The 13062-nt window shown below is 48.1% G+C and carries 12 protein-coding genes; 9 read left to right on the forward strand and 3 right to left on the reverse strand.

Annotation, left to right across the window (positions count from 1 at the left end):
- Positions 1–13 precede the first annotated feature (13 nt).
- The 9 genes from torA (at position 14) to DLE54_RS01160 (ending at position 9524) form a co-directional block, all read left to right on the forward strand.
- Positions 14–2536 carry a trimethylamine-N-oxide reductase TorA gene (gene torA, locus DLE54_RS01120; protein WP_110815963.1) on the forward strand — a complete coding sequence of 841 codons (2523 nt, stop codon included), beginning with the start codon at positions 14–16 and terminating at the stop codon, positions 2534–2536.
- Positions 2537–2656: 120 nt separating this feature from the next.
- Positions 2657–3322, forward strand: coding sequence for a molecular chaperone TorD (gene torD / locus DLE54_RS01125; protein ID WP_110815964.1), 666 nt, complete (start codon positions 2657–2659; stop codon positions 3320–3322).
- A gap of 66 nt (positions 3323–3388) precedes the next feature.
- Positions 3389–4699, forward strand: a complete 1311-nt coding sequence (gene glp / locus DLE54_RS01130) for a gephyrin-like molybdotransferase Glp (protein WP_110815965.1) — start codon at positions 3389–3391, stop codon at positions 4697–4699.
- A gap of 316 nt (positions 4700–5015) precedes the next feature.
- Entirely contained in the window at positions 5016–6323 is a 1308-nt protein-coding gene (moaA, locus tag DLE54_RS01135) for a GTP 3',8-cyclase MoaA (RefSeq protein ID WP_110815966.1), read from the forward strand.
- A gap of 85 nt (positions 6324–6408) precedes the next feature.
- Entirely contained in the window at positions 6409–6936 is a 528-nt protein-coding gene (moaB, locus tag DLE54_RS01140; RefSeq protein ID WP_110815967.1) for a molybdenum cofactor biosynthesis protein B, read from the forward strand.
- 4 nt (positions 6937–6940) lie between these two features.
- On the forward strand, positions 6941–7753 hold the full coding sequence (locus DLE54_RS01145; protein ID WP_110815968.1) for a molybdenum cofactor guanylyltransferase: 813 nt from the start codon (positions 6941–6943) through the stop codon (positions 7751–7753).
- Between the two features lie 191 nt (positions 7754–7944).
- Entirely contained in the window at positions 7945–8511 is a 567-nt protein-coding gene (gene moaC, locus DLE54_RS01150; protein ID WP_110815969.1) for a cyclic pyranopterin monophosphate synthase MoaC, read from the forward strand.
- A gap of 223 nt (positions 8512–8734) precedes the next feature.
- Positions 8735–8977 (forward strand): molybdopterin converting factor subunit 1, encoded by a 243-nt coding sequence (gene moaD / locus DLE54_RS01155; protein WP_011959514.1) that lies wholly within the window; start codon positions 8735–8737, stop codon positions 8975–8977.
- Positions 8978–9008: 31 nt separating this feature from the next.
- Entirely contained in the window at positions 9009–9524 is a 516-nt protein-coding gene (locus DLE54_RS01160; protein ID WP_110815970.1) for a molybdenum cofactor biosynthesis protein MoaE, read from the forward strand.
- Between the two features lie 211 nt (positions 9525–9735).
- Here the strand turns inward: DLE54_RS01160 and modB are convergent, their stop codons facing one another.
- From modB to DLE54_RS01175, 3 genes are all read right to left on the reverse strand, one after another.
- A complete protein-coding gene (gene modB / locus DLE54_RS01165; protein WP_110815971.1) occupies positions 9736–10494 on the reverse strand; it encodes a molybdate ABC transporter permease subunit in 759 nt (252 codons plus the stop codon).
- 200 nt (positions 10495–10694) lie between these two features.
- On the reverse strand, positions 10695–11621 hold the full coding sequence (gene modA / locus DLE54_RS01170) for a molybdate ABC transporter substrate-binding protein (protein WP_110815972.1): 927 nt from the start codon (positions 11619–11621) through the stop codon (positions 10695–10697).
- A 173-nt stretch (positions 11622–11794) separates the two neighbouring features.
- Positions 11795–12991, reverse strand: coding sequence for an aromatic amino acid transaminase (locus DLE54_RS01175; protein WP_110815973.1), 1197 nt, complete (start codon positions 12989–12991; stop codon positions 11795–11797).
- Positions 12992–13062: the final 71 nt, after the last annotated feature.

Consider the following 13062-nt stretch of genomic DNA (forward strand, 5'->3'; position numbering starts at 1 on the left):
TAAGGGTTATATTATGAAAAATATCAATCGCAGGGGCTTTTTAAAATCGCTGGCGGCTTTGTCGGGTACGGCGCTACTCCCTACGCCGCTGTTGGCCGATGACAGCGTATTGACCTCAGCCACAGGCGACAAACCGCAGGACTTTAGTGGCTGGAAAATGTCCGGCGCACACTGGGGCGCTTTTCGTGCTCGAGTCGAGGCGGACAAGCTGGTGGAAATCAAACCATTTGAGTTTGATCAATATCCCACTAAGATTTTAGATGGCGTACCGGGCATTATTTACAGCCCTTCACGGGTACGCTATCCGATGATTCGCGTCGACTGGTACAAAAACCGTCAAAACAGCGACACCTCACAGCGCGGCGACAACCGCTTTGTGCGTGTCAGCTGGGATGAGGCGTTAGACATCTTGTATCAAGAGCTTGAGCGCATTCAAAAAGACTACGGGCCTTGGGCACTACACACCGCGAACGTGGGCTGGCGCTCGGTAGGTAACGTGCACAGCTGTGGTAACCATATGCTGCGTGCCATTGCCATGCACGGCCACAGTGTAGGGACAGCAGGGGATTACTCAACTGGCGCCGGTCAGATGATTTTGCCATATATCTTAGGCTCCACTGAGGTGTATTCACAAGGGACGTCTTGGCCACTGATTTTAGAAAATGCCAAAGTGATTATCTTCTGGGCCAACGACCCGATCAAAAACTTACAGGTCGGCTGGAACACTGAGACCCATGAAGCTTATGAATACTACGAGATCTTGCGTGACAAGGTTCGCAACAAAGAGATCGAAGTCATCTGTATCGATCCGGTAAAGAGCAAGACGCAAAACTACCTAGAGTGTGAGCATCAATTCGTCAACCCTATGACAGACGTGGCATTTATGCTGGGTCTGGCGCACACGTTATACACCGAGAATCTGTATGACAAAAAGTTCATCGACATGTATGCGTTGGGGCTAGAAGAATTCACCCCTTACTTGATGGGTAAGACCGAAGACAAGGTGGAGAAGACCCCTGAGTGGGCTGAGAAAATCTGCGGCGTAAAAGCCGATAGAATTCGCGAATTGGCACGTAAAATGGCCAAAAACCGTACTCAGCTTTGCTTTGGTTGGGCCATTCAGCGTCAGCAGCACGGTGAGCAGCCGTATTGGATGGGGGCGATTATCGCAGCGATGCTGGGTCAAATAGGTCTGCCAGGCGGCGGTATCAGTTATTCACACCACTACAGCTCTGTGGGTGTGCCGACCTCTGGCGCCTCTATGCCAGGCGCGTTCCCACTAAACTTAGACACTGGCCGTAAGCCTAAATATGACAATAACAATTACAATGGCTATAGCTCTGTCATTCCGGTTGCGCGTATGGTGGATTGTCTGCTTGAGCCTGGTAAGAAGATTAACTTTAATGGCCATGAAGTGACCCTACCACCGCTGAAAATGGGGATCTTTACGGGCAGTAACCAGTGGCACCGTCACCAAGATCGCAACCGCATGAAAAAAGGCTATCGCAATATGGAGACCGTGGTATCCGTTGATTATAACTGGACCGCCACCTGCCGTTTCGCTGATATCGTATTGCCGGCCTGTACCCCTTATGAGCGTAACGACATTGACGCTTATGGCTCGTACAGTAACCGAGGCGTGATTGCGATGCACAAGCTGGTAGACCCCTTGTATCACTCTAAGTCTGACTTTGAAATCTGGTATGAGTTTACCAAGCGTATGGGCCGCGAGCTTGAGTATAGCCGGGCGATGAATGAGATGCAGTGGATTGAGCAGATTTATGAAGACTGCCGTGCTGAGAACCTAAAAAAAGACTTCTTTATGCCGGAGTTCAAAGAGTTCTGGGAAAAAGGCTATGTGTTGTTCCCAGAAGGGGAGAACTGGGTACGTCACGCAGACTTCCGTGAAGACCCTGAGGTCAACGCACTGGGTACGCCATCAGGCTTTATTGAGATCAGCAGCCGCAAGATAGCCAGCTACGGCTATGCAGACTGTAAAGGTCATCCTATTTGGATGGAAAAAGCCGAGCGCTCACACGGTGGCCCAGGCTCAGATAAGTATCCGTTATGGCTACAATCGGTGCACCCAGACACCCGCTTGCACTCACAGACCTGTGAGTCTGAGGAGCGCCGTGCTACGTATACCGTTCAAGACCGTGAGCCCTGCTATATCGGCCCTGAAGATGCCAGAGCAAGAGGGATTAGCGATGGTGACTTAGTCCGTGTGTTTAATGACCGAGGGCAGCTGCTTGCAGGCGCCGTCATCTCTGATAACTTCCCACCTGGCGTCATTCGTATTCAAGAAGGCGCTTGGTATGGCCCGACCGGCCCTGAAATTGGCGCCCTGGATACCTATGGAGATCCCAATACCTTGACCTTAGATATCGGGACTTCGATGTTGGCGCAGGGCCCAAGTGCCAATACCTGCTTGGTTGAGATTGAAAAATTCGTCGGCAAAGCGCCAGCGGTGACCTCGTTTGGTGGTCCCACTTATGTCAATCCAGACGGCACGCCAGCGGCAGAAGACAAAGGCTAGTCGCTGATATAAGCGGTTCATGCTTACAAGGGCTTTGCTTAAGCGCTAAGCAGGGCCCTTACTTTGTGGTTATGCCGCTTGTTGCGACCACCCATAACTCTTTAGTGTAATGGAATTAAAATGAATAATAGTCAACAATGGCAGGCAGCCAATACTGCCCGTGCTACGCTTTATCGCTGGTTTGCCGAGCTGTTCGCCCGTGAGTTAACTAAGACCAATTTAACGCAGCTGCAAGCCCAATACCCAAGCCTGCATGCCGCTTTTAGTGATCTTAATCTTGAGCCGCAAAGCGCGGCGCTACAAACAACACTGGAGAACCTGCAAGTTATCCCAGCGCCAGATAGAGCATTAGAGCTCGCTGCAGACTTTGCCCACCTGTTTTTGTTAAGTGGTCATCAAAGTGCGCCGCCGTACGCTTCTTATTATCTTGAGTCCGATCAGATGCTTTATGGCAAGCCGGCGCAGCAAATGAGTGAGTTTTTGGCCAGTCATAAGCTCGACTTACACCCTGAGTTTCGTGAGCCCAAAGATCATTTAAGTATTTATTTGCAAGTGATGAGCCTGTGGATTAAAAGCAGCGTCGATGAGCAGGTGAACCTTATCGAGATGGCTGTACAGCAACAGCATTTTTTAGATGATGCGCTGCTCAGTTGGCTGCCTAAGTTTGCAGCGCGTTGCCAACACATTCGGGTAAAAACCCAAGTGTATCCCGCCATCATTGACTTGCTGCTGCATTTTGTACAAGAAGACAGACAAGCCTTGGAAGACATGGCCGAGGCCGAGTAGAATGGGGTATGATGTTAGGACTTATTAAGCCTGTGAATAACCCGATTAATCAAAGAGAGCGTATTTATGATCACTGTTGCTGAGCTACAAGCTGCCATTACTAAGCGTATTAATAGTTACAATCAAACCGATTCAAGCTTGACGCAGCGCACCACTGAGCGCCGTGATCTATTGGCCAGTCAGCATCATATTTTAGCGACCGATATCATCTCGCCCTTTGATGTGCCGCGTCAGAATTTATCGGCCATGGACGGCTATGCGCTTGCCGGTGGCAGTACTCTTGACGCGGGCAGTTACATTGAGATTGTGGGCGAGTCACAAGCCGGCGCGCCTTTTAGCGGCAGTAGTGTAACTGGTGAGGCACAATTACAGCCAGGCCAAGGCGTGCGTATTTTTACCGGCGCAGTCGTGCCCAGCGACTGTGATACCGTGGTGATGCAAGAGAACACCAATTTTGCGGCTATCAAAGACAGCATTGATAAATCCCAAAGCTATCAGATTCAGCTCACCAAAACGGCGGTGGCCGGCAATAATATCCGCCGCCAAGGCGAGGAGATTGAATACGGTGAGGTGGTGCTACACGCTGGCAAACGCTTGAACCCTGCTGATATTAGCCTACTTGCCAATTTGGGCGTGGCCCAAGTCGAGGTGTATCAGCCGCTAACTGTGGGTATCTTAGCCACAGGAGATGAGCTGGTCGCAGTCGGTGAGCCGCTACAAAGCTTGGCACAGATTTACAACTCTAATACGCCAACCCTCAAGAGTATGCTTGCGCATTTGCCCGTACAGATTCATGATTATGGCATCATCCCCGATGACTTAGAGAGCACCAAGCAGGCGGTATTAACGGCGATGCAAGAGTGTGATGTGGTGATCTCAACCGCTGGGGTGTCGGTGGGCGATTATGACTTTTTAACCACCGTGATTGAAGACTTAGGTCAGATTAACCATTATAAAGTGACGATGAAGCCGGGCAAGCCTTTTGTGTTTGGTGAATTAAACAAAGACCTTTCGGTGCCAGTATTATACTTTGGACTGCCCGGTAATCCGTTATCGTCTGTGGTGGGCAGTTTGCAATTTATCATTCCTGCCCTATGGCGCTTGTCGGGTATCGATGTGGCAGACATGCCGCTGCCATTGACCGTTACTGCTACTTTGTCTAGCGATGTCAAAAAGTCGCCAGGCCGCGCCGATTTTCAGCGCGGTATTGTCAGTCAAAATGAGGCAGGGGAGTATGTGGTGACCCCTGCTGGCAAACAAGATTCGCACCGCATCAAGCAGTTAAGCCATGCTAATTGTCTGATTGTGTTGCCCCAGCAGTCGGGCAGTATGAGCGCCGGTGAACAGGTGACGGTGCAGCTGTTTCCTTGGAGTTAATGGGCTTGAAGGAACTGGCTGTGCGCTATATAAGCGCTATCTAGCTGCTATATATGCCCTAGCTAGGCGCTATGCTTGGTCATAGCGCTTATCTAATGTTGGTTTATTACAAATAGCTGTCACCATCATAAATAACGGTCACTATCAGAAATACCTTTAACCGTCATCAATACTCCTAAAGAGGTATCTGGTCTTAAGCAGGGCTTCCTTTAGGGTAAGTATCTATTAGGCCGTAACCTGTTATAATGACGTTATCGCAACTTTTTTAAGTTTTCATTCACAACCTGAGGCAACGCTTAGAGCACATTCACTACTAATGACTACGGTACCCCATATGACCCTTCTTAATTCCAACCTAGGGAAAGCTAGGCTATACACACCTTCCCCCAATTCAGTTATGTTTGATGGTCATGTTCCGCTGTCATCTGCTCATGCGCTCTTGCATCCTACTGTTAACTCTATCAATGCGCTTACCCATTCTACTATACCCTCTGCTGCAAGCGCCTCTTTTGCCTGGCCGAAAGCGATAAAGCCGGCTGACTTGATGTCGCCATTTACCCAGCTTGCGCGCAGTACCTTGACCACACTAAGACCTACCAAAGGCGCAGCGGCTGCCTCTGTGAGCAGTCATGTGCCCCAAACTAATGACAATCTATTGACCGATGGCTTCTCAAGGCGCTTGACCTATTTGCGCCTATCGATTACTGATTTTTGTAATTTTCGCTGTGGCTATTGTCTGCCCAATGGCTATCAAGGCAAGCGTCCGGACAATGAGCTGACTTTGCAAGAGATTGAGGTATTGATTAAGGCTTTTGCTCAAGTGGGCACAAAAAAGGTGCGTTTAACCGGTGGCGAGCCGTCTATCCGAAAAGATGTCACTCAAATTATTGAGCAAGTCAAAGCCACGCCCGGCATCCAAACTGTGGCGATGACCAGCAATGGCTATAAACTGGGCAAGCACATCGCCAATTGGCAACAAGCCGGCCTTGATCAATTAAACATCAGTGTCGATAGCTTTGATCCGGCCACGTTTAAGCAAATGACTGGTTTTGATATGTTGCCGCAGCTGCTACAGGACATGGATACGCTGCTAGAGACGACTGATATTAAGCTAAAGCTCAATGGCATCTTGATGGAAGAGACCGCTTACGACAGTCTGCTTGCGGCCCTAGACTATGTCAAAACGCGTCCGGTCACCTACCGCTTTATTGAGTTTATGCAGACCACCGACAACAGTGATCTATTTTTTGCGCAGCATGCACAGTCAGCGCTGATCACTGATTATTTGCTAAGTCATGGCTGGCAAGCGCAGGATAGAGGCCAAAATGATGGCCCAGCCATAGAGTACACTCACCCCGATTATGTGGGCCGTATTGGTATGATTGCCCCCTATGCGGCGCACTTTTGTGACAGCTGTAATCGACTGCGGGTCAGCAGCCTGGGTAAGGTGCATTTGTGCTTATTTGATCAAGGTAACTACGATATCCGTCAGTATTTACAGCAGCAAGATGTGGCGGGTCTGGTACAAAAACTCCATGAATTTATGCCGATAAAACCTGAGCACCATCACTTGGCAGAATCCAACAGCGGCATTATGCACAACTTGTCGATGATTGGTGGTTAACAGGATTGACGGCTAAGCCAAAAGGTACGTTTCCAAGCCATCTGTTTAAATCTTAATTGTTTTCCCTGTTATTTAAGGCGCTTTTATGTCAAAAGAAAAAGTATTTACTCCGTTAAATGTGGCGGTATTGACCGTCTCTGATAGCCGTACGTTAGAGCAAGATACATCAGGTCAGTATCTGGTGTACTCGCTGCAAGAAGCGGGACACAACCTGGCTGATCGTCAGTTAATCACCGATGATATTTACAAAATCCGAGCCGTGATCAGTGGCTGGATTGCTGATCCTGAGGTGCATGCGGTGATGACCACGGGCGGCACGGGGTTTTATATCCGTGATAGCATGCCTGAAGCGGTCAGCGTGTTATTTGACAAAAAAATCGATGGCTTTGGTGAGATGTTCCGTTTGATCTCCAAGGATGAAATTGGCATGTCAACGGTGCAATCGCGCGCCATTGCTGGTATGGCCAACAACACAGTGATTTTTTGTCTACCAGGCTCATCAGGTGCCTGCCGTACCGGTTGGACCAAGATTATCAAAGATCAGTTAGACAGCCGCACGGGCCCTTGTAACTTTGTGCCGCATTTAATGCGCGTTAACCCAGGCCACGATTAGTTATATGACAGACGCCTTGCTGCGCAGACTGGACGCAAAGCCTTTAGCTTTAGCGGGGGTGGTTATCCTCGCCGGCGGCTTATCGACGCGTATGGGCGCACCTAAGGCGCTATTAAAGCTGCCTTGTGGTGACACCTTGCTACAGTATCATGTGCGCAGTGCGTCGCAGCTTGGGGTGCCAATTTTAATCGCTGATAATGGGCAGGGGTTTGCTACGCACATACAGGCCGAGCACAATATTTTTGATGAGCACAGTGTTGCTAATAACGAGGGCGGTAATAAAGAGGGCGGTATTCGTCATATTGCCGATTATCAGCCGAGCAGCCGCTCGTTACAGGCCAATGCCAATGAGAAACATTCAGCAGGGCCACTGGGCGCTATCTTGGCTGGCATGCAGCAGCTGTTGCAAGATAACCAGACGAATAGTCGCTTTGCTGATATCCATAGCCACTCTGACGCTGGGTCACAATGGATGCTGGTGGTCAGCTGTGATAGCTTAGTAAATGGCGTTGATATTTGGCAGTATCTGACTGAAAAAAAGGCTCAAAGCGTATCAAGCAGTGTTGATGCCGTTAATGAGGATAATGCACCGCCGCAAATGTATTGTCTGGCCGATAACGAGCGAGACTATCCGTTATTGGGCTTGTATCAGTTAAGTCTGCTTGCATCACTAAAGTCTTATTTAGACAGCGGAGAGCGCCGAGTGATGCGCTTTATTTACCCCATCAGCCAGTCGCTGCCCATGCCGCAAGCTTGGTACACGCGCTCTAATTTAAATACCCCGCAGCAGTTTCAATTGGCTTGTCAGCAGTTATAAATAAAGCTCGTACGGTTATCGACTATTAAATGTTAAATGCCGAATATTAAATGTTGAATATTGAAACCAGCCAAGGTTATTTAAAGCCAAGGTTATTCAAAGCTCAGGTTATTCAAAGCTGTTGCAAGCTATTGCCACTTTCTCAATAAAATTTAACCCAGTTAAGCTGAACATTTTAGGTCAAAGCTCTTATGTCACTATCAAACTCTGAATCAAGCTCAGAATTAACTTCTGAACAAAGCACGCCAGATTTAGCAAGTAACTCTGTGCAAACGCATGCCCACAAGCTATCGCACTTAGATGCCGATGGTGATATTCATATGGTGGATGTGGGTCATAAGACAGTGACCACGCGTGAAGCAGTGGCGCAGGGTTATGTGGTGTTTCCACAAGACATCTATAGCCAGATAAAAGCGGCCGATGGCATGACCAAGAAGGGCAGCATCACTCAGACGGCTCATATTGCCGGTATTATGGCCGCCAAGCGCACCCATGATCTAATCCCACTGTGTCATCCGCTGCCACTTGATAAGGTGGGCTTAAGCTTTAGCTATGAGGATGAGGCATGCGCCATTAAAGTCACCTCCACGGTGCGCGTCACCCATAAGACTGGGGTGGAGATGGAGGCGTTAACGGCGGTGAGTGTGGCCTGCTTGACCATTTATGATATGACCAAGGCGTTGTCGCACGACATTATTATCGATGAGATGCGCTTGGTGACTAAGACTGGTGGCAAGTCTGACTATCAAAGCGCTTAGCTAAGCTTAAAATGGGTTGAATTGAACTGGATTGAATTTGCTTCGACGCTAAATAAATGAGGTAGCTGTCACTGGTCGTTATGTTAGAAGCACCCAACAGGTGTGGTTAGATATGCATAAAATAACGACCAGTCACATAGCGTTAAACTGTTTTTTTATATCAATAATTTTTTGTATTAATTTTCTGTATTACTAAAAAGCGACTAAATAGGCTGAGTACACTATGAATATTACGGTTTTATTTTTTGCAAGCTTGGCAGAAAAAGCGCAACAAGGTCAGCAGCAATTAAGCGTAGAGGGTAAGTTAAGCTTGCCTGAGCTTTATGCTAAGTTAACACAAGATCACGGCTTTACGCTTGAGCCTGCCAAGGTGCGTGTGGCCATTAACGATGAGTTTGCCAGTTGGGATGATGTGATTAATGATGGCGATACCATTGCCTTTATTCCACCTGTGGCCGGTGGTTAGCCGTTTAGATAAATAATTGTTGGAGTAACACATGGACAGTCAATCTGCTTTGGACACGGCCAATCAGCCGCATCAGCAGGCAAGTAGCATATCGCACAGCGTAGAGGAGGTATATCAGCTGGCACAGTCTCAAGGCTTTGCGCTGCTTGATGAGGCCATTGACGCTGAGCGCCTAAAAGATATGCTGCAAGATGATCAGTGCGGCGCTTTGGCCACCTTTGAGGGCTGGGTGCGCAATCACAATAACGACAGCCAAGTGACCCGCCTGACCTATTACGGTTATGAAAAATTGGCGATTAACCAAGGCAAACTGATTATTGAGGAAGCCAAACGCTTATTCGATATCGAAAATGCGGTGGCGATTCATCGCATAGGGGCGTTAGAAATTGGTGATATGGCGGTGTGGGTCGGGGTGTCCTCTAAGCACCGTTATCCTGCCTTTGATGCTTGCAAATGGATATTAGACACCATTAAGGCCGATATTCCGGTATGGAAGCAAGAGTATTACCAAGATGAGCCTTCTAAATGGCTAAGTAACAATGGTTAAGTGACAATGGTTAAGTGACAATGGTTAAGTAACAATGGCTAAGTAACAATGGTTAAGTGACAATGGTTAAGAAACAATGGCTAAGTAACAATGGTTAAGAAATAATGGCTAATAAAACAGAGTTAATTTAAGAAACTTAGTCTTAGATCCAATAACTAATAAAAGTCCAGCTTATGCTGGATTTTTTATGGGTGACTGTTCTATAGAGTAGCTATCTTTTGGGCTTACTTTTGGGCTTAGGCGGCGAGCGATTTGTTGTTGTCAGCGAGCCTTCATTGACCTGACGATTGATACTGGCAATCAGACCCACCAGTATGATGCCCAGTAACACCAACAACAGTGACATGGTGTGTGCCATGTCATAGTTAAGCGCTTCGACCTGCTCATAGATGGCAATGGAGATGACCTTGGTCTCTCCGGCGATACTGCCACCAATCATCAGTACCACCCCAAACTCACCAATGGTATGCGCAAAGCTAATCAGGCTACCTAAGATGATGCCAGTCTTAGCTTGCGGTAAGGATACGGCGGTAAATCGGCGCAATCGGCTGGGTTCAAGCAGCAGCGCCATGTCACTCACGCTTTTGGGAATGCGTAAAAACTGGGCATACACCGGCTGCATATAAAAGGGCAGTGAATATATGATGGAGCCCACCACCAAGCCTTTAAAGGTGAATGCCAGAGCGCCGATGTCATGAGCCATAAGCCATTTACCCAGTGCAAAATTGGGGCTGAGCAGCAAGAGCAAATAAAAGCCAAGCACCGTGGGCGGTAATACCAAGGGCATGGCGATGATACCCATCAGCATAATCTTAATACGCGCGATCAGATTGCTAGAGGAAGGTTTGGCCAGCCAATAGGCCAGTGGAGTCGCAAACAGCAGTAGGCACAAGGTGGTGATGGCAGCAAGCTTGAGGCTTAACCATAGCGGAAGCAGCATGTCAGAGAGTTGAGGCGACAGAGGTGACATAAAATCAGCAAGACCACAGGCTTAAAGCAGTAAATGAAAGGGACTCATACAGCATAGCAATATTTGCCCGCTTTACCTAGTGCTAAGCGGGCTCTAAACGGTTATGGCCTTGTCATTTAGCTAATTTAGCTCATCTATGTTGCTTGCTACTATGCTGGCTACCATATTGGCTACTATGTTTATGTTGGCTACTATGCTCGCTACTTTGCTGAGTCAGAGGCGGCATGGCCTGCGTTTACCGGTAAGTATCCGGCGTCTGCAAACAGTTTTTGCGCCGGCTTGGACTGCAAATAATGGCTAAAGTCGATAGCAGCGGCACTGTCACTCACCACGATACCGTCTTGCAAGATGGCCGGATAGCTGCCTGGCTGTAGAATTAGATAGTTTGAGGGGGCCACCTTGGCACTGATCAATTGTGATAACGCCACAAATCCATAGTCGGTACTGGCGGTGTGCGCATATTGGAAGGCCTGACCAATGTTCTCTGATTGGATAATGGTTTTATTGCCATTTAGGCTGTCATAAATGCCTTGCTGCTGTAAAAAGGCTTTGGCCGATGCCCCATAAGGTGCCAGCTCTGGATTGGCTAGGGTAATTTTAATGGGCGTTTTGTTTTGATTGGGCTGGGTGATGAGTAACTGCTGCAGGCTGGCTGTGTCTAAGGTTTTAACGGTGCTGATATCTTGGTTGCTGCTATACAGCGCCAATTGGCCGCGTGCATAGGTAAAAGGTGGCTGTACAGTGACGTTAGCAGTGGCTTGCTGCTGAGCATATTTGGCAGGGAAGTTTTGATCAGCGGATAAAAACAAGTCATAAGGGGCACCGGAGTTAATCTGTGCAAACAGCTTACCCGATGAGGCATAGGTCACTTCAATCTTTGGCTTGGGAGTACTTGCAGCATCTGGGTTATGAGCCTCTTCGCTTTGATAAGCATCAATCACTGCCGGTAATACGCCAGCTAAGTTGGCTGCGGCGGCAATGCGCATGACCTCGCTAGATTGGGCTTTATGGGTATTGCTATCAGCCTGCGGGGCGGCATCGGTTTTTTCAGGGCTATTGGTATTAGAGCAGCTGGCCAGTAGCAATAAAGCGGGCAGGGTAGCGATAAGTTTTAAATGTGTTTTCATAAGCAATCTACAGTGAGAGAGAAGGGAGCGGGCAGCTTTATATTGGTTATATGAGTTATATTCTGCCTGAACTCTTAAGCTTTACCAATAATACTTTAGAGTAGGTCGCTAATTAAAAAAAGCCGAGCAACTGCTCAGCTTTTTGATACTTAATGTTTAAACCAGATTGGCAATTAGTCTTTTAAAACTTCTGCCATGGCATTGGCCACATAGTCGATGTTGTTGCCATTTAAGCCGGCCACACACATACGTGAGTTTGACACCATGTAGATACCGAACTCAGTTTTTAGGCGTTCTACTTGCTCAGGAGTTAGGCCTGTGAAGCTGAACATACCATTTTGCGTGGTTAGGTAGTCGAAGTTGCGACCTGGTACTTTGGTCTCTAGTACTGATTTTAGCTTTAAGCGCATGGCTTTGATGCGATCACGCATGCCATAAACTTCACCAACCCACTGTTTGTGCAGCGCTTCATCATTCATCACGATGTCTACAACGCGGCCGCCATGTGATGGTGGGCTTGAGTAGATGCGGCGAACGGTGAATTTAAGCTGACCGAATACACGCTCGGCTTCTTCTTCAGTTGGGCAGACCACAGATAGGCCGCCGACACGCTCGCCATAAAGCGATAAGTTCTTTGAAAATGAGTTACTGACAAATAAAGGCAGACCCATATCCACCGCTTTACGGATGGCATAAGCATCGCTGTCCATGTCTTCGCCAAAGCCTTGATAGGCGATGTCCATAAACGGAATAAGCTCACGCTGTTGTACTACTTGTAGTAGCTCATCCCACTGGGCTTGCGTTAGATCAACACCGGTAGGGTTGTGGCAGCAAGGGTGCAATAGCACCACGTCGTCTTTGTTTAAGGTGTTAAAAAAGGCGATAAGCTCGTCAAATTTTACAGTGCCGGTGGCTTTGTCATAGTAGGGGTATTTACCCACTTCGATGCCGCTGCCCTCAAAGATAGAGATGTGGTTGCCCCAGGTTGGGTCGCTGACGTAGCATTTGGCTTGTGGGAACCAAGCATTGATAAAGTCTGCGCCGACTTTTAGAGCGCCTGAGCCACCGATGGTCGCAATGGTCGCAACACGCTTGTCTTGTAATACTTGTGCGTCTTTACTAAACAATAAGTCCTGGCAAGCTTTACGATGGCCAGGTAAGCCTTCCATAGGCAAATAAGGGCGGGCAGAGATAGGGTCAGCAATGCGCTGCTCAGCAGTCTTTACACACTCAAGCACTGGCAGTACGTTATTTTCATCGTAATAAACGCCAACGCCAAGGTTTACCTTATTGGGGTTGCTGTCATTAGCATATTCAACCATAAGGCCTAAGATTGGGTCACCAGCATAAAAATCGACACGTTCAAACATTTTATTTCCTTTCAGAAGGTTGTAGGTCACACACTCTAAAAGAATAAACTAGATTGGCGGTTAACTCAATG

Origin of the sequence: Psychrobacter sp. YP14, from assembly GCF_003209315.1 — a bacterium.
Taxonomy (GTDB): domain Bacteria; phylum Pseudomonadota; class Gammaproteobacteria; order Pseudomonadales; family Moraxellaceae; genus Psychrobacter; species Psychrobacter raelei.

Excerpts from the sequence above, each read along its gene's own strand:
- torA (WP_110815963.1), top strand. The coding sequence starts at position 14 with ATGAAAAATATCAATCGCAGGGGCTTTTTAAAATCGCTGGCGGCTTTG.
- torD (WP_110815964.1), top strand. The coding sequence starts at position 2,657 with ATGAATAATAGTCAACAATGGCAGGCAGCCAATACTGCCCGTGCTACG.
- glp (WP_110815965.1), top strand. The coding sequence starts at position 3,389 with ATGATCACTGTTGCTGAGCTACAAGCTGCCATTACTAAGCGTATTAAT.
- moaA (WP_110815966.1), top strand. The coding sequence starts at position 5,016 with ATGACTACGGTACCCCATATGACCCTTCTTAATTCCAACCTAGGGAAA.
- moaB (WP_110815967.1), top strand. The coding sequence starts at position 6,409 with ATGTCAAAAGAAAAAGTATTTACTCCGTTAAATGTGGCGGTATTGACC.
- DLE54_RS01145 (WP_110815968.1), top strand. The coding sequence starts at position 6,941 with ATGACAGACGCCTTGCTGCGCAGACTGGACGCAAAGCCTTTAGCTTTA.
- moaC (WP_110815969.1), top strand. The coding sequence starts at position 7,945 with ATGTCACTATCAAACTCTGAATCAAGCTCAGAATTAACTTCTGAACAA.
- moaD (WP_011959514.1), top strand. The coding sequence starts at position 8,735 with ATGAATATTACGGTTTTATTTTTTGCAAGCTTGGCAGAAAAAGCGCAA.
- DLE54_RS01160 (WP_110815970.1), top strand. The coding sequence starts at position 9,009 with ATGGACAGTCAATCTGCTTTGGACACGGCCAATCAGCCGCATCAGCAG.
- modB (WP_110815971.1), bottom strand. The coding sequence starts at position 10,494 with ATGTCACCTCTGTCGCCTCAACTCTCTGACATGCTGCTTCCGCTATGG.
- modA (WP_110815972.1), bottom strand. The coding sequence starts at position 11,621 with ATGAAAACACATTTAAAACTTATCGCTACCCTGCCCGCTTTATTGCTA.
- DLE54_RS01175 (WP_110815973.1), bottom strand. The coding sequence starts at position 12,991 with ATGTTTGAACGTGTCGATTTTTATGCTGGTGACCCAATCTTAGGCCTT.